This is a genomic window from Kribbella sp. VKM Ac-2566 (genome assembly GCF_004366005.1).
GTDB lineage: Bacteria > Actinomycetota > Actinomycetes > Propionibacteriales > Kribbellaceae > Kribbella > Kribbella pratensis.
Genome location: NZ_SODT01000016.1, coordinates 199,979 through 220,149, shown reverse-complemented (window position 1 = coordinate 220,149; position 20,171 = coordinate 199,979). Strand labels below are relative to the sequence as shown.

The 20,171-nt window shown below is 65.9% G+C and carries 18 protein-coding genes; 7 read left to right on the top strand and 11 right to left on the bottom strand.

Annotated elements, in window-relative coordinates; translation table 11 throughout:
- Nucleotides 1-115: 115 nt before the first annotated feature.
- Both EV647_RS40800 and EV647_RS40795 read right to left on the bottom strand, forming a co-directional pair.
- Nucleotides 116-334 (bottom strand): hypothetical protein, encoded by a 219-nt coding sequence (locus tag EV647_RS40800; RefSeq protein WP_134012916.1) that lies wholly within the window; start codon nucleotides 332-334, stop codon nucleotides 116-118.
- Between the two features lie 64 nt (nucleotides 335-398).
- Complete coding sequence (locus EV647_RS40795; protein ID WP_166680554.1) at nucleotides 399-3,851, bottom strand: putative Ig domain-containing protein; 3,453 nt, start codon at nucleotides 3,849-3,851, stop codon at nucleotides 399-401.
- 250 nt (nucleotides 3,852-4,101) lie between these two features.
- On the opposite strand from EV647_RS40795, the gene EV647_RS40790 reads away from it, so the two are divergent.
- The 6 genes from EV647_RS40790 (at nucleotide 4,102) to EV647_RS42715 (ending at nucleotide 9,757) form a co-directional block, all read left to right on the top strand.
- A complete protein-coding gene (locus EV647_RS40790) occupies nucleotides 4,102-5,424 on the top strand; it encodes an ABC transporter substrate-binding protein (RefSeq protein ID WP_134012912.1) in 1,323 nt (440 codons plus the stop codon).
- A gap of 29 nt (nucleotides 5,425-5,453) precedes the next feature.
- Nucleotides 5,454-6,413 carry a carbohydrate ABC transporter permease gene (locus EV647_RS40785; protein WP_202876487.1) on the top strand — a complete coding sequence of 320 codons (960 nt, stop codon included), beginning with the start codon at nucleotides 5,454-5,456 and terminating at the stop codon, nucleotides 6,411-6,413.
- A complete protein-coding gene (locus tag EV647_RS40780; RefSeq protein WP_134012910.1) occupies nucleotides 6,410-7,306 on the top strand; it encodes a carbohydrate ABC transporter permease in 897 nt (298 codons plus the stop codon). Before EV647_RS40785 ends, EV647_RS40780 begins: the two co-directional genes overlap by 4 nt.
- A 52-nt stretch (nucleotides 7,307-7,358) precedes the next feature.
- Nucleotides 7,359-8,366: a hydroxyacid dehydrogenase gene (locus tag EV647_RS40775; RefSeq protein WP_134012908.1), complete on the top strand. Its 1,008-nt coding sequence runs from the start codon at nucleotides 7,359-7,361 to the stop codon at nucleotides 8,364-8,366.
- Nucleotides 8,367-8,408: 42 nt separating this feature from the next.
- Nucleotides 8,409-9,491 carry a LacI family DNA-binding transcriptional regulator gene (locus tag EV647_RS40770; protein WP_134012906.1) on the top strand — a complete coding sequence of 361 codons (1,083 nt, stop codon included), beginning with the start codon at nucleotides 8,409-8,411 and terminating at the stop codon, nucleotides 9,489-9,491.
- Nucleotides 9,492-9,586: 95 nt separating this feature from the next.
- The gene (locus tag EV647_RS42715; protein WP_202876486.1) at nucleotides 9,587-9,757 is read left to right on the top strand and encodes a hypothetical protein; all 171 of its coding nucleotides are present in this window, start codon (nucleotides 9,587-9,589) and stop codon (nucleotides 9,755-9,757) included.
- A gap of 518 nt (nucleotides 9,758-10,275) precedes the next feature.
- Here the strand turns inward: EV647_RS42715 and EV647_RS43290 are convergent.
- Genes EV647_RS43290 through EV647_RS40755 form a run of 3 tightly spaced genes read right to left on the bottom strand, consistent with a single transcriptional unit; the run spans nucleotide 10,276 to nucleotide 11,712 of the window.
- The gene (locus EV647_RS43290; RefSeq protein WP_134132533.1) at nucleotides 10,276-10,413 is read right to left on the bottom strand and encodes an ANTAR domain-containing protein; all 138 of its coding nucleotides are present in this window, start codon (nucleotides 10,411-10,413) and stop codon (nucleotides 10,276-10,278) included.
- Entirely contained in the window at nucleotides 10,401-10,787 is a 387-nt protein-coding gene (locus tag EV647_RS40760) for a GAF domain-containing protein (protein WP_238177641.1), read from the bottom strand. The genes EV647_RS43290 and EV647_RS40760 overlap by 13 nt, the downstream gene beginning before the upstream one ends.
- A 52-nt stretch (nucleotides 10,788-10,839) precedes the next feature.
- Nucleotides 10,840-11,712 (bottom strand): helix-turn-helix domain-containing protein, encoded by an 873-nt coding sequence (locus EV647_RS40755; protein WP_134012904.1) that lies wholly within the window; start codon nucleotides 11,710-11,712, stop codon nucleotides 10,840-10,842.
- A gap of 99 nt (nucleotides 11,713-11,811) precedes the next feature.
- Here EV647_RS40755 and melA point away from each other — a divergent pair, with 99 nt between their 5' ends.
- Complete coding sequence (gene melA / locus EV647_RS40750; protein WP_134012902.1) at nucleotides 11,812-13,167, top strand: alpha-galactosidase; 1,356 nt, start codon at nucleotides 11,812-11,814, stop codon at nucleotides 13,165-13,167.
- A 100-nt stretch (nucleotides 13,168-13,267) separates the two neighbouring features.
- On the opposite strand, the gene EV647_RS40745 is transcribed toward melA, so the two are convergent.
- The 6 genes from EV647_RS40745 to EV647_RS40715 all read right to left on the bottom strand — a co-directional run bounded on the left by EV647_RS40745 (nucleotide 13,268) and on the right by EV647_RS40715 (nucleotide 20,169).
- Nucleotides 13,268-13,906 carry an ROK family protein gene (locus EV647_RS40745; protein WP_134012900.1) on the bottom strand — a complete coding sequence of 213 codons (639 nt, stop codon included), beginning with the start codon at nucleotides 13,904-13,906 and terminating at the stop codon, nucleotides 13,268-13,270.
- 540 nt (nucleotides 13,907-14,446) lie between these two features.
- A complete protein-coding gene (locus EV647_RS40735) occupies nucleotides 14,447-15,550 on the bottom strand; it encodes a Gfo/Idh/MocA family protein (protein ID WP_134012898.1) in 1,104 nt (367 codons plus the stop codon).
- Nucleotides 15,543-16,313, bottom strand: coding sequence for a ThuA domain-containing protein (locus tag EV647_RS40730; RefSeq protein WP_134012896.1), 771 nt, complete (start codon nucleotides 16,311-16,313; stop codon nucleotides 15,543-15,545). The genes EV647_RS40735 and EV647_RS40730 overlap by 8 nt, the downstream gene beginning before the upstream one ends.
- Nucleotides 16,314-16,342: 29 nt before the next feature.
- A complete protein-coding gene (locus EV647_RS40725; RefSeq protein ID WP_134012894.1) occupies nucleotides 16,343-18,451 on the bottom strand; it encodes an ABC transporter substrate-binding protein in 2,109 nt (702 codons plus the stop codon).
- 72 nt (nucleotides 18,452-18,523) lie between these two features.
- Nucleotides 18,524-19,051: a hypothetical protein gene (locus EV647_RS40720; protein ID WP_134012892.1), complete on the bottom strand. Its 528-nt coding sequence runs from the start codon at nucleotides 19,049-19,051 to the stop codon at nucleotides 18,524-18,526.
- Nucleotides 19,048-20,169: an ABC transporter ATP-binding protein gene (locus EV647_RS40715; protein ID WP_134012890.1), complete on the bottom strand. Its 1,122-nt coding sequence runs from the start codon at nucleotides 20,167-20,169 to the stop codon at nucleotides 19,048-19,050. The genes EV647_RS40720 and EV647_RS40715 overlap by 4 nt, the downstream gene beginning before the upstream one ends.
- Nucleotides 20,170-20,171 lie beyond the last annotated feature (2 nt).

The window sequence follows — 20,171 nt, the reverse complement described above, 5'->3', positions numbered from 1 at the left end:
CCGAGCTGTCGTGCTGGGCCTCCGCAGATCGTGCCGTGCAAGCACCCGGGACGGGGACCCCGTCCCGGGTGCTTGACGACGATCGGGCTCGAATCACTGTGACGCTAGGGAGCGCCTACTTGTCGCCGGGAGCGCGGCGAGCTGCAAGCAGCTGGTAGACGCCGATCAGGAGCTGAACTGCTCCGACACCAACAATCGGCAATGCCGATACGCCGAGGATTGGAACATTGTTGGCGAGCAGCACCACACCGATGACGATCATGGCAGCGCCAACCACGACGCCCTGCCAGGCTCGAGCGTACGTCTTGAACCCCCGGCCGCCGCTGCGGTACATGACGGACCTGTAGCCCCGCCACTTTGAAATGCGCCACTTCCACTTGCGCGGGTTTCGGGGCGAATCAGGTGTCGTGCTTGATGTCGCCGTAGAGTTCGACCTCGGAGAGGTTGCCGAACCAGCTTGTGGCGTTGTAGATGCGCAGGTATCGGTAACGGTTCTCGCCTGAGCTGGGCTGGTCGCTCCACGTGTTGGCGACAGCGCCGGCGAGTGGCTTGGTCAGGTCGGTCCAGGTCTGGCCGTCGTTGGACCCTTGCATGACCGCGCCGTTGGCGCGCTGCGGGTGGCTGGCCCGCGGAAGGACCAGCACCTCCTCGGGCCGTACAGAGGCGTGGGCGCCGAAGTCGAGGACGTAGTACGCGCCTGGTCCACTGTTCAGGTCGGCGTACGTGTCGGCGTCGCGGTCGAACAGCAGGTAGCCGACCTCGTCGGCGCCCAGTCCGGTGCCCGGCCATTGTTTGTCGGAGGCGGTCACGGTGGCGAGCTTGGCCACGTCGATGAAGTGTGCTGGGTCGCCCGCGATGTAGAGCTTCGATCCGTCGGTGGTTCCGTACGCCGTCGGACCGGCCTTGCCCGCGACGTCGAGGTAGTCGACCGCGACCTGGATGTCGCCAGGTGGCGCGTTGTCGAGTTTGACCGATGCGGTCCAGTTGACGCCGTCCGCTGAGGTCGCCTTCGTGGTCACACCTTGGGCGGTGACGGTGACCTGCTGGATCGGCTCTTTCGCGGTGACGGAGACGTCGACGGTGTCGCCGGTCATGATCTTGCCAGCGATGGCCTGTGCGGACGTGATCGAGGTCGACTTCACCAGGTTGCCGATCTCGTGCCGTTCGCCGTAGATGTGGAACTCGGTCATCTCGAACAGGTTGCGGACGATGCCGTACAGCACGTCCGGCAGGGGTTTGAGCAACTGCACCTTGAGGTAGCGGAACTGTTGGTCGCGCAGGGTGGGTGCGACGTCGAGGGTGTTGAAGTCCTGGGTGAACCGGGTGACGCCGGGGGTCAGCCGGGTCCAGGTCCTGCCGTCGTTCGAGCCGAAGACGGTGGAGTTCGCGAGCCGGTCGGCGAAGATGTTGCTCTGGAATCCGAAGCGGGTCGCCGAGACCCGGAAGTCCGGCCCGAAGTCGAAGGTGTGGGAGAGGTTGACGGCCTGGGGGTACGACGTACCCGACTGGTTGTCGCCGTCGACGAGATTGCCGATGTTGGCCCCGGCCGTGGAGTTGACCACGAGCGAGGGATAGTCGAGGCTGCCGTCCACGGCTGTGCGCGGGGAGACGAGGGCGAGGCCGTCGACCGCTGTCACGAGGTGGGCCAGCGCCGCAAGGTACTTGTCGTTCGTACCTTTCTTGCCCAAGTCCTGTGCGGTCGTGAGCGCCTGGTCGAAGGTGGCCTTGGTGTCGGAGACGTACATGGCGCCCGCGTCGTGGCCCAGCTCGGCGAGTGTGAGCGCATCGGTGCGGTTATGGGCCGCGGCGAGTACGACGTGGTGGCTGGCCACCGTGGTGCCGTCGGAGACCGCCACTGCGATGGTGGTGGAGCCGGCTGCGGCGGCGGTCCAGGTCAGCTGCCCGGTGGAGGTGTCGAGGCTTGCTCCCGGGGGTAGCCCCTGCGCGGTGTAGGCGAGGTTGCCGGTGCCGGTGTAGTGCGCGGAGAGGTCGGCCGTCGCGGTCGCGCCCTTCCAGTTCACGATGCGCGCGGTCGACGTGTCGTCGAAGGTCGGTGAGGTCGGTCCGGCGGCGTTGGTGTCGATGTGATCGATGTCGATCGTCGCCCCGCCGCCGGTCGCCTGGACGAACAGCATGTCCCCGATCGAGCGGGGGTACATCACGTAGCGCCACTGGCCGCCGGTGTCCGGCACAAGGATCGTGTGATCGTCGTGCCGGTCGATCCGCAGCCGTACCTCGCCGTTGGTGCGGACCCGGAAGGCGAGCAGTTGCTTGCTGGTCGAGCCGCTGAGGTAGGCGATCTCGGAGCCGTGGCCCGCGGTCGACATGCGCACGTATCCGGTGGTGCCATCGGTTCTGCGCTCGACGTCGCCGGAGAGACGGGTGTACTTGTTCTCGACCTCGAGGATCGTGGGGCTGTCGGGCAGCGGCGGGACGGTTTGCCCGGCCGCGGCTGCCGGCGCGAACAGCCACGAGTCGCCGCCGCCGTCCACGTTGTCCCAGGCGTTGTTGCGGCTGCCGCCGTAGTAGAACAGCGGACCGTTGCGCTTGGCGTACGCCTCGGCGAGGTACGGCGCGAGCTTCGTGACGTCCTCGCCGCGGGTGAACGCGTAGTAGTAATAGATGTCCCAGAAGCTCGCGGTGTTGTAGCGCCCGCGGTAGCCGTTCGAGATGTGGTTGTACGTGTCGCGGATCGTGCCGTCAGGCGAGATGGCGTAGGCCATCGGAGTCCACGGGGTGTCGTAGCCGAGCATGAATCGCCAGAAGTAGTCGGCGGCGGCAACGATCCGGTCGTTCAGGAATTCGTAGGGGCCGACTGCGTTCGGGGCGTCGGAGACGGTGCCGGCGACGGGGTCGACCTTCGTCCCTTGCGCCAGCAGCATGCGGGAAATGATCGCGGCGTTGGTGAGGTCGCCGCCACCGTGGGCCTGGTCGCGTCCCATCTCCGCGTGCTGGACGTGGGGGTCCTTGATCGGCTTGCCGGTGGCGTCGTCGGTGTCGACCCATCGGAACAGCCGCGCGATCGACCCGTTGAAGCCCTGGTCGTTCGCGGTCGCGTTGACGGTGAACCATTCGACCGAGCGCTTGTAGAGCGCGGTGTCGTCCATGAAGATCGCGCCGGCCATCGCGCCCATGAGCGGGTAGCTGTGCTGGTTCATGAAGTGGTTGTTGTCGTTCTGGAAGGTCTCGATGACCGGGACGACGAGGTTGTCGGTGAACGCCCGCGTGTCGGCGTCGGTCCAGGGGTACGCCTCGTCGGAGCACGAGCTGTAGCGCAGCAGCTCGGCCGCGGACACCATCCGGTTGAGTGGGATGCCGGTGTGGATGTGCGAGTCGGTGAAGTACTCGTACTTCGCGGGATCCATCTGCTCCCAGATGCGGATGATGTCGAGCGCGTTCTTGCGGTACACCTCCTCCCCGGTGAGCACGTAGAGGACCGCCTGCGTGTACGACTTCAGGCCGTCGGCGATGAAGCGGCCGTTGAATCCCTGGCTGTTGAACGCGTCCGAGGCGGGCTTGGTCGGGTCGGTGCTGCTCCGGTTCGACGAGGTCACGCCGGTACCGGCGGCTGACGACTGCTGTATGGCGCGGAACGACGAGGTCCAGGGCTCGGCGCCCGCGGCGATCTGCCGGCGGGCGTTCTCGAGGATCGGCTGGGTCAGGCCGACGCCGGGGTGGACGAACCCCTGCGCACTCATGGTGGACCGGAACGTCACGGCACACGTGCCGAGGTCCTGCGCGGCGGCCGGTCTGGCTGCAGCGAAGAGCAGTCCGGCAACGAGCACGAGGACTGCGGCGAACGCGGAGAAGCGTCGAGCCTGGCCGCCTGTGGCGGTTGGAGTCGGATTCACAGGGAGCACCTCTTCCTTGGGCGGAGGAATTCGAAGGAGGACTTCGGTGACTGGCGGGAGCGCTGCGGCGAGCGCGACGATCAGGCCCGAACCATAGTTACCGATTTCTACGCTAGGCAACATCCAGATCAGCGGCAAGCCCACGAGCCCTTGACGATATGGACTTTCGTCTCCTAGCTTTCGTAGAAATCGATAACTATGGCAGCTGCCGCTACCTGTTGATTCCCTAGCTCACCCTGGAGATACGCGCATGCCCAGAATCAGTCGTCGCGCCGCGTTGGCCGGCCTGGCCCTGTGCCTGACCGCCACCATGGCGGCCTGCAGCAACGGCGCCGGCAGTGACACCGGTAAGGCCGGCTCCTCCGGCCCGGTCGAGATCGAGTACTGGGCCTGGGGGGACGCCCAGCCCGTGGTGGACAAGTTCAACGCGACCCACCAGGACATCCAGGTCAAGTTCGTCAAGCAGGCCGACCTCACCACCACGGCGACCGGATTGCGCAACGCGGTAGCGGCCGGGAGTGGTGTCCCCTGTCTGGCCCAGAACTTCGGCGATGTGCCGGCCCTACTGGCGGAGGGCCTGCTCGCCGACGTGACGGACTACGTGAAGCCGGCGGAGAGTCAATTCGCCCCGGCGGCCCTGCCCGGTGCACAAGTCCAGGGCAAGTACTACGGCATCCCGACCGGCAGCGGGCCGACGTTCATGATGATCAACCGCGCGGTCTACGACAAGTACGGCGTACCGGTGCCGAAGACCTGGGACGACGTCATCACTGCGGGGAAGACCCTCAAGCCCCACGGCGTACAGGTGATGAACCTCGCCGGTGAGGACCCGAGCACGCTGGTCAACCTGGTGATTCAGGCCGGAGGCAGTTGGTACTCCGTCGACGGTGACGCGTGGAAGGTCGACTTCCTGTCTCCGAAGTCTGTTGCCGCCGCCAACATTCTCCAGCAGCTGGTCGACAACAATCTCGTCGCCAACCAGACATATCAGGACCGGCCCGCCCTGATCGCTTACTTCGACCAGGGCAAGATGGTCTCGCTGCCGACCTCCACCTGGCAGCTGACCAACTACGAGCTGAACTTCAAGAAGTCCGTCGGAAACTGGGAGCCGGTCGACCTGCCGCAGTACGCCGATGCCGCGAAGTTCGCCACTCCGGCACACGGTGGTGCGCTGCTCGTGCCCAAGGGCTGTGCGCACCTCGAGGAGGCCAGCGAGGTCGGCATCTGGATGACCACCACCAAGGACGCCGTCGACGCGAGCTTCGACAAGGCCACCGGGTCGTACGCGTGGCCGGGTGCGCTGCCGGACCCGTCGCCGTGGATCGACTCCTCGGTGCCCCGGAAGCTGTTCGGCAGCCACCGGTCGGAGGCCAAGTCGGTCATCCTCAAGGCCTCGCACTCCGGCGTCGACAACTGGCTGGTCGGCCCGAACTACACGGGCGTCTTCAAGGAACTGCAGGACCAGTGGGCCCAGGCAGTCACGAAGAAGATCACCTTCCAGCAGCTCCTCGAGAACATGCAGAAGTTCACCGTCGACGATCTGAAGGCCAAGGGCATCAACGTCGCAAGCTGACCACCGACGATCGAGTTGGAGGGGTGCGGATGTCCCTGGACCAGTTGCAGAAACCACAGGTAACGACCACGACGACCGAACCGGCCCGATCCCCGGGCCGGCACTGGCGCCGAACGATGGCGCTCAAGGGCGCGTCCTTCACCGTGCCGTTCTTCGCCGGATTCGTCCTCTTCACCGTCGTACCGGTGATCCTTGCCCTCAGCAAAAGTCTCTACACAGCGAAGAGCTCCGGTCTCGGCTTCGGCGCCAAGACCGTGAGCTTCAGCGGCCTCGAGAACTTCTCCCGCGTCCTCCACGACCAGAAGTTCTGGGGCAGCCTGTGGCGGGTCGCGCTGTTCGCAGTGATCGTGATCCCGCTGATCCAGTTCTTCAGCCTGACGCTGGCCCTGCTCCTCGACTCGGTCCGCAGACGGTACGCCGGTCGGCTGCGGATCGCGATGCTCGTGCCGTACATGACCCCGGGCATCGTTGCGACGCTGATCTGGATCTATCTCTACAGTCCCGCCGTCGGACCGCTGACACCGTTCTTCAAGCTGTTCGGGATCGACGCCAACTTCTACGGCAGCGGGATGATCTGGGTGTCCGTCGGCAACCTGATGGCGTGGGGAGCCATCGGCTTCAACATGCTGATCGTGTACGGCGCTTTGCAGGCCGTGCCGCGCGACATCTTCGACAGCGCCCGCGTCGACGGCGCGTCCGAGTGGCGCATCGCCTGGTCGATCAAGGTGCCGTACGTACGGCGTTCCCTGGTACTGGTCAGCATTCTCGGCATCATCGGGACCCTGCAGATCTTCAGCGAGCCGCTGCTGTTCCGCTCGATGACGCCAGAGACCGTCACCAAAGACTTCACCCCGATCATGACCATCTACAACCAGGCGTTCGCCATCGGCGACTTCAACTACGCCGCCGCGCTGTCGATCATGCTCGCGCTCGTGGTCGGCCTGGTCTCCGCAGTCTTCTACAAGCTGACGAACAGGGCTCCCGTATGAGCACGACCGCACCGGCCAGGCGCCGGCACGACGACGACCTGCCGGCCGGGCACCATCCGTCCCGCCTGTCCAGAACCCTGGTGTGGACAGGTCTCGTCCTGTTCCTGATCTACTCCGTCTCGCCGATCTGGTTCCTGATCGTCTCCGCGACCAAGAGCCAGAGTGATCTCTACACCACGAACGGCTTGTGGTTCGCCGACTTCCATCTGTTCGACAACGCCCGCCAGCTCTTCACCTACCACGACGGCATCTTCCTGCGCTGGATGGCGAATACCCTCCTCTACGGTGTCGTCGGCACCGTCGGCATGACCGTCATCTGCGTCGCCTGCGGCTACGCACTGGCCATGTACCAGTTCCGCGGCCGCGGCATCCTGATGGGCTGCATCATCGCCTCGTTCCTGATTCCCGGTGCGTTGCTGACGATTCCGTCGTTCCTGCTGTACTCACGGCTGCACATCGTCGACACCCCGTGGGCGATCATCGTCCCGCACTTCTTCAGCGCGTTCTCCGTCTACCTCGCCAAGGTGTACGCCGAAGGCGCCATCCCTCCCGAGCTCATCGAGGCGGCCCGCGTGGACGGCGCCGGCGAGTACCGCGCCTTCTTCACCATCGGAGCAAGGCTGATGACCACCGGCTCGGCGACCATCTTCCTGCTCGGCTTCGTCGGCTCCTGGAACTCGTTCTTCGGACCACTGGTGTTCCTGCGCGGCGAACAGAAGTGGACCATCATGCTCGGCCTGTACTCCTGGCTGAACGTCAAGGTCGACCAGTCCGTCGACCTGACCGGACTGGTCATCGTCGGATCGATCGTCTCGCTCATCCCGATCGTCGCCCTGATGCTGGCCATGCAACGGTACTGGCGCTCCGGCATCACCCTCGGCAGCCTGAAATAGCCCTGGCCACCCAACCCCAGTCACTGTTTCGATCCCCTGAACGGAGGAGCCCGTGGCCGACCGCCCTGCGGCACTTTTCGCCCTCGGTGCGCACCATCTGCCGGACCTGTACCCGCCACGGTCAATGCACCGGCTGCAACAACTCGTGCGAATCGATCAGACCCTCGTCGCCGAGCGGTTCGACACCCCTGCGACAAGGGCCGCGCTGGCCTCGACCGAGTTCCTGATCACCGGCTGGGGATCCCCGCCGATCACGACGGCAGTGCTCGACGCGGCGCCGCAACTGCGGGCGATCCTCCACACCGCCGGCTCGGTCAAGGCCCACCTTGCCCCGGCCTGCTGGGAGCGCGGTCTGGCCATCACCTCGGCCGCCGCGGCGAACGCCGTACCTGTCGCCGAGTACACGCTCGCGGCCATCCTCTTCGCGGGCAAGGACGTCTTCCGCCTGCGCGACCGGTACCACGCGACCAGGCATTTCACCGTGGCCCAAGTGCAGGCAGGAGTGGGCAACTACGGCCGTACGGTCGGCGTGATCGGCGCCTCGAGGATAGGTCGGCGGGTCATCGAACTGCTCCGCCCGTTCGACCTCGAGGTGTGCCTGTTCGACCCGTACGTCGACACCGCCATCGCTGCCGGGCTCGGCGCACGACTGGTCGACCTGGACACGCTGATGCGCACCTGCGACATCGTCACCGTGCATGCCCCCGCGAACTCGCAGACCCACCAGCTTGTCGGAGCTGACCAGCTCGCGCTGATGCGGGACGGCGCGACCCTGATCAACACCGCACGCGGCGAACTCGTCGACACCGATGCCTTGATCAACCATCTCGAGGCCGGACGACTGTACGCCGTACTCGATGTAACCGATCCCGAGCCGCTGCCGACCGTCTCCACGCTCTGGAAGCTGCCCAACGTCTTCCTGACACCGCACATCGCCGGCTCACACGGCAACGAACTGGCGCGGATGGGCGATTGCATCATCGACGAACTCGAACGCATCCTCAGCGGCCGACCGTTCGAGCACGCGATCGTGGCCTCCGATCTGGACCGGGTCGCCTAATCTAGGAGTTGACCACGTCCAGCACGCGTCGAAGGGAGCCAGGTGACACGCCAACCGTCGTCCGGGGACCGCCCGACCGTCAAGGATGTCGCCGCGTCGTCGGGGGTCTCCGCCACCACGGTGTCTCGGGTGCTCGCCGGCAACTACCCCGTATCGACCGCCACTCGCGCGCGCGTGATGAAGGCCGTCCGCGAACTGGACTATGTCATCAACGCCCAGGCGCGGGCACTGGGTGGCGGCGGCACAAAGACCGTGGCCTTCATCGTCCATGACCTGGTCGGCCCTGCGTTCGCGTACGTCGGTCAAGGCGTCGAACAGCAGGCCACCGCCGAGGGCCGGCTGTGCCTGGTCTGCACCACCCATGGCGATCCCGAACGCGAGCTGGAACTCATCGAGCTCATGCGCGAGCAGCAGGCCGAGGCAGTGGTCCTGGTCGGCGGCGGCAGCAACAGCCGCAGCTACGTCGAGCGGATAACTCAGATCGCCCGGGCGCTGGACAAGTCCGGCTCCCGCCTGGTTCTCTGCGGCCGGCCGCCGCTAAGCCCCGAGGTGCCCGCGACAGTGGTCGAGTACGACAACGAAGGCGGCGCCTACGCCATCACCAGCTACCTGATCTCCCTTGGTCACCGTGACATCGCCTTCCTGGGTGCGGGCGAACCAGGGCACACCACCGTCGACGGACGCCTCCGAGGGTTCGAGCGCGCTCACGAGGCACACCACCTCCCGATGACGCCGCAGCGAACCCGCGCGATCACCTTCGACCGCGAGTCCGGCTACCAGGCCACCCGCGATCTGCTGGCCCGCGGCGAGAAGTTCACCGCCATCTTCGCCGCGACCGACGTCGTGGCCAGCGGCGTGCTGGTCGCACTGCGAGAAGCCGGCCTCCGGGTGCCGGACGACGTCTCAGTCGTCGGGTACGACGACATCCCGCTGGCCAGAGACCTCACACCGGAGCTGACCACAGTCCACGTGGACCACGAGGAGCTCGGCCGCACCGCCGTACGCTACGCCCTCAACCGCGACCGGCACGCCATGAGCCAGCACACCGTGATCGGCACCCACGTAGTCATCCGCAACTCCACCGGCCCAGCTCCCAAGCCGGCCAGGACGCGTCCGGGGAAGTAGAAAGCCCGCCAGTTCTGCGGGCTCAGGTCGTGACGACCAAGCGGTTCTTGCGGCGATGGGAGGCTGCACGTGCACACTTCTGGACGAGGGAGAGGTTGGCGGCGCTGCCTAGCAAAGGCGACGCCCACGAGCCCGATGCCGACCTGGTGTTTCATATCTTCGCCGCGCTCGCCGAATTCATCCGCGAGCTCATCATGGAAGGCATGCACAAGGGCCTGGCTGCGCCAGGGCGCGGAGCACACGGCTCGGCCGGCACCCAGCGATGACACCCGACCAGGTGCGCCAGACCCGAACGCTCCCCGCGGAGGCCGATGACTCCGTGAGCTCAGGCGCCAACTGGTCGACGTCTGCCCCTCGACGATGTACAAGTACGTCCCCGAACTCCGCCTCCGCCGTCTCCGGCGCATCAGCTCCGCTCGGGCTCCTCGCGATGCCGGCACCCGGCGGTACGGTGGACGGAAACGCTGCCGATGAACCCTGCCAGGCCTCGCATCGACGGCATCCGCACGGGCGTTGATCATCCGAGTTCAGTGCACCAAGTCTCTCTTCACTGGCGGGTCGGCGCTGGAGTTATAGAGGTCTTGGTTCGTTGGATGAGCGTCGGTAGGAGCTGTTGCATGGTCGGATCGATTCGCCGCGGGTTGTGCGCACTGCCGCATGGAACCCCGTGCTAGAAGGAACACGCGTGCGTGCGCTGCCCGATGCTGCACGTCGACCCCCGGATGCTGCGGACGAACTGTTCAGGGTCGCGCGGAACAGCTGCTGGCAATGGGGTCGGCCAGGGTCAGGTGTGGAGTGTGCGGTTGTCGACCAGTTCCTGGGCGATGTCGCGCAGTTTGCGGTTGGAGTTCTGCGAGGCCCGCCTGAGTACCTCGAAAGCCTTGTCGCTGTCGAGGTCGTGACGCTCCATCAGAATGCCCATCGCTTGTCCACCAGCTTTCGGGCATCGATGGCGTACGCCAGATTCTCGTCTCTGCGGGCGGTCGCGATCGCGACGGAGGCGTGACGGGCGAGGATGTGTGCGACCGCGACGTCATCGACGGTGAACCCGTCGGGTTTGTCGCTGTAGAGACTGAGAACCGCCTGAGGGCTGCTGGCCACGACCACGGGCAGGTGGACAGCGCTGCGGATCCCGGCCGACTGGACCTGCTCGGCCCAGCGCGGCGACCACCGAGACTCGGCGATCCTCGCATCGCTCGACGCCACGATCTCAGGGCTCCCCTCACCCGTGACCAGCGCGACCGAGGCATATCTACACCCGACCGCATGCAGAACGAACTGGACGACCTCTTGCACGGTCTGGTGTGAAGCGGGTGAGCAGGCCTATGACTGTGTCTCAGCCGCCAGCTCAATTTCGACGGTCCGGTGCCGATGGAGAACTGCCAGAGCGGCGGCGGTAGGCGCCCGGTGACATGCCGCACAAGCGGTTGAAGGTGGCGTAGAAGCCGCTCTGTGAGCCGAACCCGGCCTCGACGGCGATGGCCGCGGTGGTGGCATTCGTGGTGAGGAGCAGACGTTGCGCCTCGGCGACGCGACACTGCGTCAAGTACGCGCCGAGTGTGGTGCCGGTGACCCGGCGGAACAGGGTCATCGCGTAGTTCGGGTGCAGGTGCGCGGCCGTGGCGACCTCCGCGGCGGTGATCGGATCATGGAAGTGGGCCATCGCGTATCTCGCCATGAGAGCGGCGTGGCGAACGCCGTCGTCGGTACCGTCCCACTCCACAGACGGCAGGTCCGTGCCGCGAACGCTGTGCAGCAACCGCCGGATGTGCGCCTGGATCTCCAGCATCGCGATTCGGCGCCGCTCGACGGATCCAGTGGCGAGATCTTCGGTCCATCGGTCGAAGGCGGACAGGTCCAGCACCCCGGCTGCTTCCATCGGGGCAACCACCGGACGCCCGCCGAGCAGTCGGGCGAGGCCCGCGTCGGGCAGACTCCAGCCGAGCACCGTCCGCACGGGGATGTGAGCCCAACCGACGTGGGCGCGCGACATGTCCGCCGGACTGTCCAGTAGCCGATGCGGCATCGCAGCCCAGAACAGGCCGACCTCGCCGGGACGGATCTCGGCGAGCGTTCCGCCGAACAGGTAGCGCAGCGGCGCGTCGGTCACCACGTTGAGCTCGATGTCGTCGTGGCAGTGCGCCTGCCGCATCGTCGGTGCCGGCCCGGTGAGACACCAGAGCTCGGGCGTGTGCAGCACGAGCGCGGCCGGATAAGACATCGAGGACCTTAGTTTTCAGGAACTTCGGCGTAATCGTCCAGAAGAACTCTAGTCCACTCAGCTCTTAATGTGAAGGCGTTCACCGACGAAGGGACCACGATGGCGAAAATTGCAATCATCGGCGCGGGCGGGTACGTCTTTCCCTTCCGCCTGATCGGCGATCTGCTCAGCTTTCCTGCCCTGCAGAACAGCACGCTCGCCCTGATGGACATCGATGCCGAGCGGCTCGAGCGAACTGCGACAGCGGCCCGTGAGCTGATCGAGCACCACGGGCTACCGGCCGCGGTACTCGAAACCACCGACCGCAAGGAGGCCCTGGATGCCGCTGACTACGTGATCATCACGTTCCAGGTCGGTGGCGTCGATGCGTACCGGCACGACGTCGAGATTCCCCGCAGGTACGGGATCGACCAGACGGTCGGCGACACCGTCGGGCCCGGTGGGGTGTTCCGCTTCCTGCGGTCTGTTCCGGCATACCGGGAACTGGCCTCCGATATCCACGCTCTCTGTCCAGGAGCGCAGGTGATCAACTACGCCAACCCGATGGCGATGGCGACCTGGTACCTGACCAGCCTGGGACTGCGGCCGGTCGGTCTGTGCCACAGCGTCCAGGGCACGACCCGCATGCTCGCCCGGGAGCTCGACATTCCCTACGGCGAGGTGCGCTATCTGTCCGCCGGGATCAACCACCAGGCCTGGATCCTCGACTTCCGCCGCGGCAACCAGGACCTCTACCCCGATCTGCGACGGCGGATGCAACGCCACCTCAACTGGCAGGACACCACCGGGCTCGCCGACGACGACGGTGACCACAGTGGCGTCGACCGGGGCGTGTCCACGTACGAGGGCGGCATCGAACGCGTCCGTACCTCGATCATGGACGCGTTCGGCTACTTCCACACCGAGTCCAGCCACCACGCGTCGGAGTATCTGCCGTACTTCCGCAAGAACCCTGAGCTGGTGCGTGACTTCGTGCCGGTGCGCTGGGACTACTACGAGATCTGCCGCGACCACGACGAGGACGAGAAGATCATCACGGCCCTGGCCGAGCTCAAGGACGAACTCGCACCTTCGGTCGAGTACGGCGCCGTCATCGTCAACAGCATGGAGACGAACCGGCCCGGCGTGATCTACGGCAATGTCGAGAACCGCGAAATCATCCCCAATCTTCCCGAGGGATCCTGCGTAGAGGTTCCCTGCCTGGTGGACGGCAACGGCATCCAGCCGATCGCCGTGGGACCGCTCCCGCCCCAGTGCGCGGCGGTGAACCGCACCAACGTGAACGTGCAGGAACTCGCCGTTCAGGCCGCCCTGACCGGCAACCGCGAACACGTCTACCAAGCCGTCATGTTGGACCCCCTCACCGGTGCCCAGCTCACCCTCCAGCAGATCCGCACCATGGTCGACGAACTGTTCGAGGCTCACGCACCCCTCCTTCCCAGCGAATTGCTGTAACGGACGGAGTCAGCCTGCGAAGTCGCAAACAGTCAGGGGTTCAGCCGACCTGCCGCGCAGCTCAGAGGCAAGCGCCTAACGCGCTGGCCTTGCCTCTGAGTCAGCCTGTCCTGCTGTCCACGCACCGGGTGCGGTCGGGATCAGGTGAGTTCCGCTGGGTTCCGTAGGCGAGGTAGGAGCGGATCGCCAGGATTGCGCCGGCACGGGCCCACTCGGTGAACTCGAACGGTTCGACGTCCATGGTGACCGGTCCGTTGGCCGGGTTGCGGTGCTGGCTGATCGCGGCGTCGCATCCGGTGCTGCCCAGTTCGGTCACGGCGATGCCGTCGCCGCTGATTACGACCTTGTCGGGGTCGAAGGTGTCGTCGAGTGTCGCGACCAGGATGCCGAGGGCGCGCCCCGCCTCGTCGAAGGCGTCGATCGCGTCCGGATCGCCGTCGCGGGCGAGGGCGACGGCGGCCTCGTAGTCCAGGCCGCCGGTCTCGCCCCCGCCAGGCTCCTGGTATCCACCACGCTCGTGCTGACCGCCGCGCTCGTCTTGACCGCCGCGCCGCTGGTAGCGGTCGCGCAACCCGGCGACTATGGCGCTGTTGGTGAGGTAGGCGCTGACGCAGCCGCGCCTGCCGCCGCTGCAGCGGCGGCGCGCGTCGGGGTCGATCAAGAGGTGATCAAGACGCCCGGCCCGACCATGCGCCCCGGTGACCAACACCGCCGACGCCCCCAACATCGAAGTCCTCATCCCGATCACCACCCTGCTCAGGATGGACGATGACCCCTGCGAACTCACCGGCTACGGGCGCCGCTGGCCGACTTTCTGGGCAGGACACACTTCGTAGTAGTCCTGGCCACTCACCTCGATACCAAGGCCGTCGGGCTGCCTGAGGACGACCTGACCCCGTTCGCCTTCGAGAACTTTCCGTGGCTGCGCAACCCGAGCTTCGCCGAGCTCACCACCCCGGCTCTCGTGGTCTCCGGAGACCACGGCACGCTGCCCCTCACCGTGCGCGGATCCGACTGGACCACCGACCCGTACTTCCTCAGCCCGGGCGCCGAAAGTCTGCTCACCCTGTACGACGCGAAGCACTTCCTCGGCGGGATCTCGGGCTACCAGGTCACCGAAACGACCGACGAGAACCCACAACGGGTCTCGATGGTCCAGCAAGGGCCTACCTGCGTCACGCTCTCGGTATGGAGGACGCGAGCTGGACCGCCGAGCAGAAGGATCTTGCCGACAGCAACGACCCGCTCGGGTGCATCGAGTCCAAATGACCCTCGTCCGTCAGAGACCCAATGGCGCGGTGTGCCAGACCGTCCTTGGATCCCAGGACTTCAGGACCGCGAGGATGCGATCGTCGGTCTCCGCGGAGATCGCCTCCGCCTGGGCCTCTTCGAGGATGTCAGCGATCTGAACACGCGATCCGGTGGCCGCCGAACGCACCGCCGACTCGACCATCGCGACGCTCATGAGATTCGATCGCGCCTCTGACTGTGGCGGTTCGCCCGTACGCACGGCTCGGACGAACTCGACCAACGAGCCGGCGATCTGTTCGGGGTCGTCGGCCACCACCGCCGGCAGCGCCTCACCCGAGGCGAGTTCGGCGACGGGCGGGATGTCCCCGTCCCAGACCGCCGTACCGCCGGATGCGCTGGCCCGCCACCGGCTGTTCCAGGACGTTTCCAGGCCCAGGGCGCACCAGCTGCCGGTGAACGTGAAGCGGGTGCCGTCAGCGAACCGAAAGATCGCGGACGCCGCCGCGTTGCCGTCGAACCAGCTCCACGACGGGTTGTACGACTCGCAGTACACCGACACCGGCTCCGACCCGATCAGCTTGCGGGACAGGTCGAACTGGTGGATCGCCATGTCGACCAGGAGCGGCTCGGCCATCCGCTCCCGGAACCCGCCGAAATGCGGAGCCTTGAAGAACTCGCACGACAGCGACCCGATCGGGCCGAGCTCCGCGAGCTGCCGGCCGAAGGCCGCCCCCAGGCGAAGGTATCGGCGCGATTGCGAAACCATGAGCAACCTGCCGGCGGCTTCGGCGGCCGCGATCATCCTCAGGCACTCCCGAACTGTCTCGGCCTGCGGTTTCTCGCAGAGCACCGGCAGGCCGTACGACAGGGCAGAGATGCTGACCAGGGGATGCGCGGCGGGGACGGTGACGTCGATGACCGCATCAGCTTCCGAGCGGTCGACGAGCTCCTCCAAAGACACGGCGACCGGTACGTCGGCGTACCCGTGCTCGTCAGCCGCAACCCGGGCCCGGTCGAGGTCGAGATCGACGAGGCCGGCCAGGACGACGTCCGGGTTGTCGGAGATCGTCCGGAGCCAGACACCGCCCATTCCGCCGGCTCCGACCTGCAGCAAGCGTAGGGGTTCAGGCATCGGCAGGCTCCTCGATGGGTCCGGTATACCCATGTCCGTTGAAGAAGTCGCCGGTCTCGTAGCGCAACAGCGTCGGCAGTTCGCGCTTGGGAAGATCCGTGCGCGCCCACGCGACGCCGTTCGCAATCACCTTACGGACGTCCTTGTGGTGATACACCGGGTAGTCCTGGTCACCGGGCGAGAAGTAGAAGATCTTCCCGTGCCCGCGTCGGAACGTGCAGCCGGAGCGGAACACCTCGCCGCCGGAGAACGACGACACGAAGACCAGTTCGTCCGGGACCGGGATGTCGAAGAACTCGCCGTACATCTCCTGCTGGTCGATCACGATCGGGTGCGGGACGCCCTGCGCGATCGGGTGGGTCGGGGCGACCGTCCAGACCAGTTCGCGGTCCCGTTCGCTGCGCCAGCGCAGGGTGCACGTCGTACCCATCAGCTTGCCGAAGATCTTCGACCAGTGCCCGGAGTGCAGCACGATCAGGCCCATCCCGGCCAGCACGTGCTGGTACACGCGGTCGACGACCTTGTCCTCGACCTCGCCGTGCGCGGCGTGGCCCCACCAGACCAGTACGTCGGTTTCCGCCAGCACCTCTTCGGTCAGACCGTGCTCGGGCTCGTCGAGGGTGGTCGTGGTGACAGTCGCCTCGAGGTTCTCGCGGATCCCGGCGGCGATGGTCTCGTGCATGCCGTCGGGATAGATCTCCCGGACATGCGGTTCCACCTGCTCGTGCCGGTTCTCGCCCCAGACAAGTACACGAATCGTCATAGTGTTCTTCCGTCAGATCGATGTCCGGGCTATGCCCAGAACCAGGTTTCGGGGTCGTAGGCGGCCGGTACGGGGTGGTGCCAGTCGTTCACCAGCCCGCCATTGCCGGTCTGTTCCTTCGTAGGGACGTTCCGCAGGCCCTCCTTGACGAGCACCACCTGCGGATAGTTCGCGACCGAGCCGATAAAGAACGGACCGTGCTCGAGATGGATCTTCACCATCTGCCAGAGAAGGCTGTCCCGCTTCACTGCGTCCGTCTCGACCCGTACCTTCCCGGCGAGGTCCCACAGCCGGGCGATCGGCCCACCAGGCTCCGGCTCCGCCCGAGGCGGCTTGCGCTTGTACGGGTCCACGTCGAGTTGCTGCTTCTCTGCCGCGGTGCCCCGCAGGCTGTAGAACGCCCCTTGCAGCGGCGCCCAGCGAGACGGCTCCATCGGCATCAGCCACACCATGTCGGCTGCCATGGTGACCGTGCTCGCTTCCCACTCCGTCTTACTGATCCCCTGGCCCTGCTCCCACCGGTCCTCATAGCTGGCGGCCGGCACCGGGTTCAGCCGGCTTGCGATGCCGATCGCATCCCAGTGCTTCTTCAGCAAGTGATTCTTCTGCAGCGTCTCGCCACCTGGGGCGGAGTCGGCGGGGTAGTCGAGATCGATCACCAGTTTTCCGCCGTCGGGCATCTCGCGCTTGCCGTCGCCGTCCTTGTCCACGACGCCCAACTCGTCGAGCATCTTCTTGGCCAACTCCGGGTCGTAGCGGACGAAGGAGTCCCGCCACTTCTGGTACATCGACGGACCCTCCCCGCGGGTCAGCTCCAGCGTCTTCGGGCCGTACCCACCGGTGGTCAGCTCGCCCGAGTCGAAGTAGACAGCCTTCCGTACATCAGCACGGTTGAACGCATAGGACAACGCCTGCCGAAACTTCGGCTCACGGATCAGAGCCCGCATCTTCGGCTCGTAGTAGTCCTGGTTGAAGAAGAACATCGACCCTGTGCCGGAGCCGCTGTCCCACAGATGCAACTGGTACTTGGTCTTGGCGACGTTGCGTTTCAGCGGCGCCACGTCGGCCAGCGTCATACCGACGAACGGACCGTGCACGTAGTCGTACGAGCCGTTGTGAATCTTCAGCCGACGGGTCTCCGTCTGGGCGACCACCTCGAAGGACAAGGTATCGAGGTACGGCAACTGATTGCCCTGCTGGTCGACGACCCAGTAGTAGGGATTGCGCTTCCAAGTCGATGAACGGCCTTGGTGGTACTCCGCGAGTTGCCACCCGTTCATCGTCGGCGACTTCGGATTGGTCGTGAAGTCGCGCATCTGGTCGAACTTGGTCGTCCAGTCCTTCCCGACATTGCGGTTGTAGCGGGGGTGATAGGCCTTCAGGTAGTGCTTGGGTTCCATCCAGCCGGCACCGAGTCCACGCTTGACCCAGTTGGCCAGCAGCTCTGGCAGCATCGGGCTGGGCGCGTCGAACGTCATCACGATCGTGTACTCGTCGGGCGCGGTGACCTTCGCGATAGTCCCGGTGCCCGACCGCGCCTCGTCAGGTATGCCTTCGGCGTATTCCTCGTTGAGGACCATGTCCTCCCACCAGAACATGACGTCCTCAGTCGTCCAGGGCTGCCCGTCGGACCACTTCAGCCCCTTGCGGAAATGCAAGGTCCAGACCGTGTAGCCCGGGTTCGACTCCCAGCTTTCCACCAGACCGGGCGCGATGTCCCTGCCGTCGTTGATCCAACGTAGCGGCGAATGGCCGTAGAAGTACTCCTTGGGCGCGTACGTCACGTCGTCGGTGCTCGGCAGGTTGAGCTTGCCGCCGTACTTGCCCGACTGCAGCCAGCGGTGCGGAACCACGTAAGGCCGCTTGGGCAGACGCTGTGCCACAGGCGGCAGCGAGCCCGCCTGGACCAGCCTGGCCAGCTCGGGGGACTCCCCCAGCCGTGCGGGGACGGCCAACGGCTTCGCTTCAGAGCCTTTGCGGGCCAGATCCACCTTCGATCCGTTGCCGCTACCGCTCGAGGTGTTCGGACCAGGCGTGCAGGCCTGTACTGCGAGTACTCCCGCCGCGACGGCGGCACCGCGCAGCAACGTACGGCGGGAGGTTCCTGCCGTACCAACAGCGCTCTCAATCTTGTCCATCAGGTCTCCAAACTGGCTTCACGAATCGTCGATTCAATTCGACTGCAATGACGAGAATGCGCGAGGAGCGCGCTACGAACAGGCCCTCTCGGTCGAGAACCACAGATCCTGCGCCAGGTTGAACGTCGCGAAGGAGTAGTTGCCCATCGGGCTCCAGTACTCGTATTCCTGGCGTGACTCCCCCTGATAGACGAGCACGATCTGCCAGGTATCGACGTACACCACCCACACCCGTCGCTGACGGACCGCGTCGTCGTCCGAGAAGGTGTACAGCCGCTCCAAACGCACCAAGTTGCCCACGGCATCGTCATGCGACTCGAGCACCTCGCAAGAGTTCAGTCGAGCAAGCCCTTCGGCCATGCCAGAACTCAGTAGGTCGAGATCCTCGGCTACGACGGACTCGGGCAATCGGTTCGCCCAGGCCGCGAGGTAGGTCTGCGGCGCCGAGGCCTCCGGAGAGAACAGCGCGCCCTCCTGGCCGTCGGGCAACTCGAACGTGTTCCAGGTCGACGGGTAGCGGAATGCGAATCGTCCGAGCGGATCCTGGTAGATCGACACCCCCCGGAACCGCGGCGGGCTCTCCCGCCTCTGTCCGATCACGACATCGCCCCCTGAGTACCGTGTGGGGCCACATCGGCAGGCGGCCTCGAATTCCTGCTCGCCGCCGCTCGCACCGCCTCCTCCGCCGAAATCACGGGAACGTCCGGCAGCGGTTCGGCGCCTTTCAGCTCGAGCGAGTCGGCGAGGTGGCAGGCCGCCAACTGACCGCCACCAAGATCTCGCAGCTGCGGCACCTCCGTCCTGCATCGATCCTGCGCGTACTTGCACCGCGGATGGAAGTGACATCCGTGCGGCGGGTTGGCCGGCGAGGGCACGTCGCCGGTGAGCAGCGTCGGCCTGGTCCTCTTGCGCGGGTCCGGTTTTGGCAGCGCCGACAGGAGCGCTTCGGTGTACGGCATCTTCGGGCTGTAGAACAGCTGGTCCGTGGTACCGACCTCGACGACCTTGCCCAGGTACATCACCGCTACTCGATCGGCGATGTGTTCGACCACCGACAGGTCATGCGAAACGAACAGGTATGTCAGATCGAACTGCGCCTGGAGACTCTCCAGCAGATTCAGCACCTGTGCCTGCACGGAGACGTCCAGCGCCGACACCGGTTCATCGCAGACGATCAGTTTGGGGTTCAGCGCCAACGCCCGCGCGATGCCGATCCGCTGCCGCTGACCACCTGAGAACGCGTGGGGGTAACGGCTGGCGTGCTCGGGCCGTAACCCGACAACGGTCAGCAGTTCGGCGACCCGGTCGCGCAGTGCGCGTCCATGATGAGTCCGGTTGATCACCATCGGCTCGGCGATGATCCGGCCGACCGTCATCCGCGCGTCGAGCGAGGAGAACGGGTCCTGGAAGATGATCTGCATCTCCGGACGCAGCCGCTTCAGCTGCTGGCGGTCCGCAGTCCCGATGTTGACCGGGCCCAGCTCTTCGTGATGATAGACAACCTCGCCACCGGTCGGCTCCTCCAGGCGCAGGACGGTCCGGCCCGTCGTACTCTTGCCGCAGCCACTCTCACCTACCAGTCCGAACGTCTCACCGCGATTGATGGTGAAGTCGACGCCATCGACGGCCTTGACCTGACCGACGACCCGGCGAAGCAGGCCGTTCTTGACCGGGAAGTGCTTCTTCAAGCCGGTGACCTCGAGCAGCGGATCAGGCATCG

Bases quoted from the DNA above. Each gene is read 5' to 3' on its own strand.
- EV647_RS40800 (WP_134012916.1), bottom strand. From the start codon at position 334: ATGTACCGCAGCGGCGGCCGGGGGTTCAAGACGTACGCTCGAGCCTGG.
- EV647_RS40790 (WP_134012912.1), top strand. From the start codon at position 4,102: ATGCCCAGAATCAGTCGTCGCGCCGCGTTGGCCGGCCTGGCCCTGTGC.
- EV647_RS40785 (WP_202876487.1), top strand. From the start codon at position 5,454: ATGTCCCTGGACCAGTTGCAGAAACCACAGGTAACGACCACGACGACC.
- EV647_RS40780 (WP_134012910.1), top strand. From the start codon at position 6,410: ATGAGCACGACCGCACCGGCCAGGCGCCGGCACGACGACGACCTGCCG.
- EV647_RS43290 (WP_134132533.1), bottom strand. From the start codon at position 10,413: ATGGGCATTCTGATGGAGCGTCACGACCTCGACAGCGACAAGGCTTTC.
- EV647_RS40755 (WP_134012904.1), bottom strand. From the start codon at position 11,712: ATGTCTTATCCGGCCGCGCTCGTGCTGCACACGCCCGAGCTCTGGTGT.
- melA (WP_134012902.1), top strand. From the start codon at position 11,812: ATGGCGAAAATTGCAATCATCGGCGCGGGCGGGTACGTCTTTCCCTTC.
- EV647_RS40745 (WP_134012900.1), bottom strand. From the start codon at position 13,906: ATGAGGACTTCGATGTTGGGGGCGTCGGCGGTGTTGGTCACCGGGGCG.
- EV647_RS40735 (WP_134012898.1), bottom strand. From the start codon at position 15,550: ATGCCTGAACCCCTACGCTTGCTGCAGGTCGGAGCCGGCGGAATGGGC.
- EV647_RS40730 (WP_134012896.1), bottom strand. From the start codon at position 16,313: ATGACGATTCGTGTACTTGTCTGGGGCGAGAACCGGCACGAGCAGGTG.
- EV647_RS40725 (WP_134012894.1), bottom strand. From the start codon at position 18,451: ATGGACAAGATTGAGAGCGCTGTTGGTACGGCAGGAACCTCCCGCCGT.
- EV647_RS40715 (WP_134012890.1), bottom strand. From the start codon at position 20,169: ATGCCTGATCCGCTGCTCGAGGTCACCGGCTTGAAGAAGCACTTCCCG.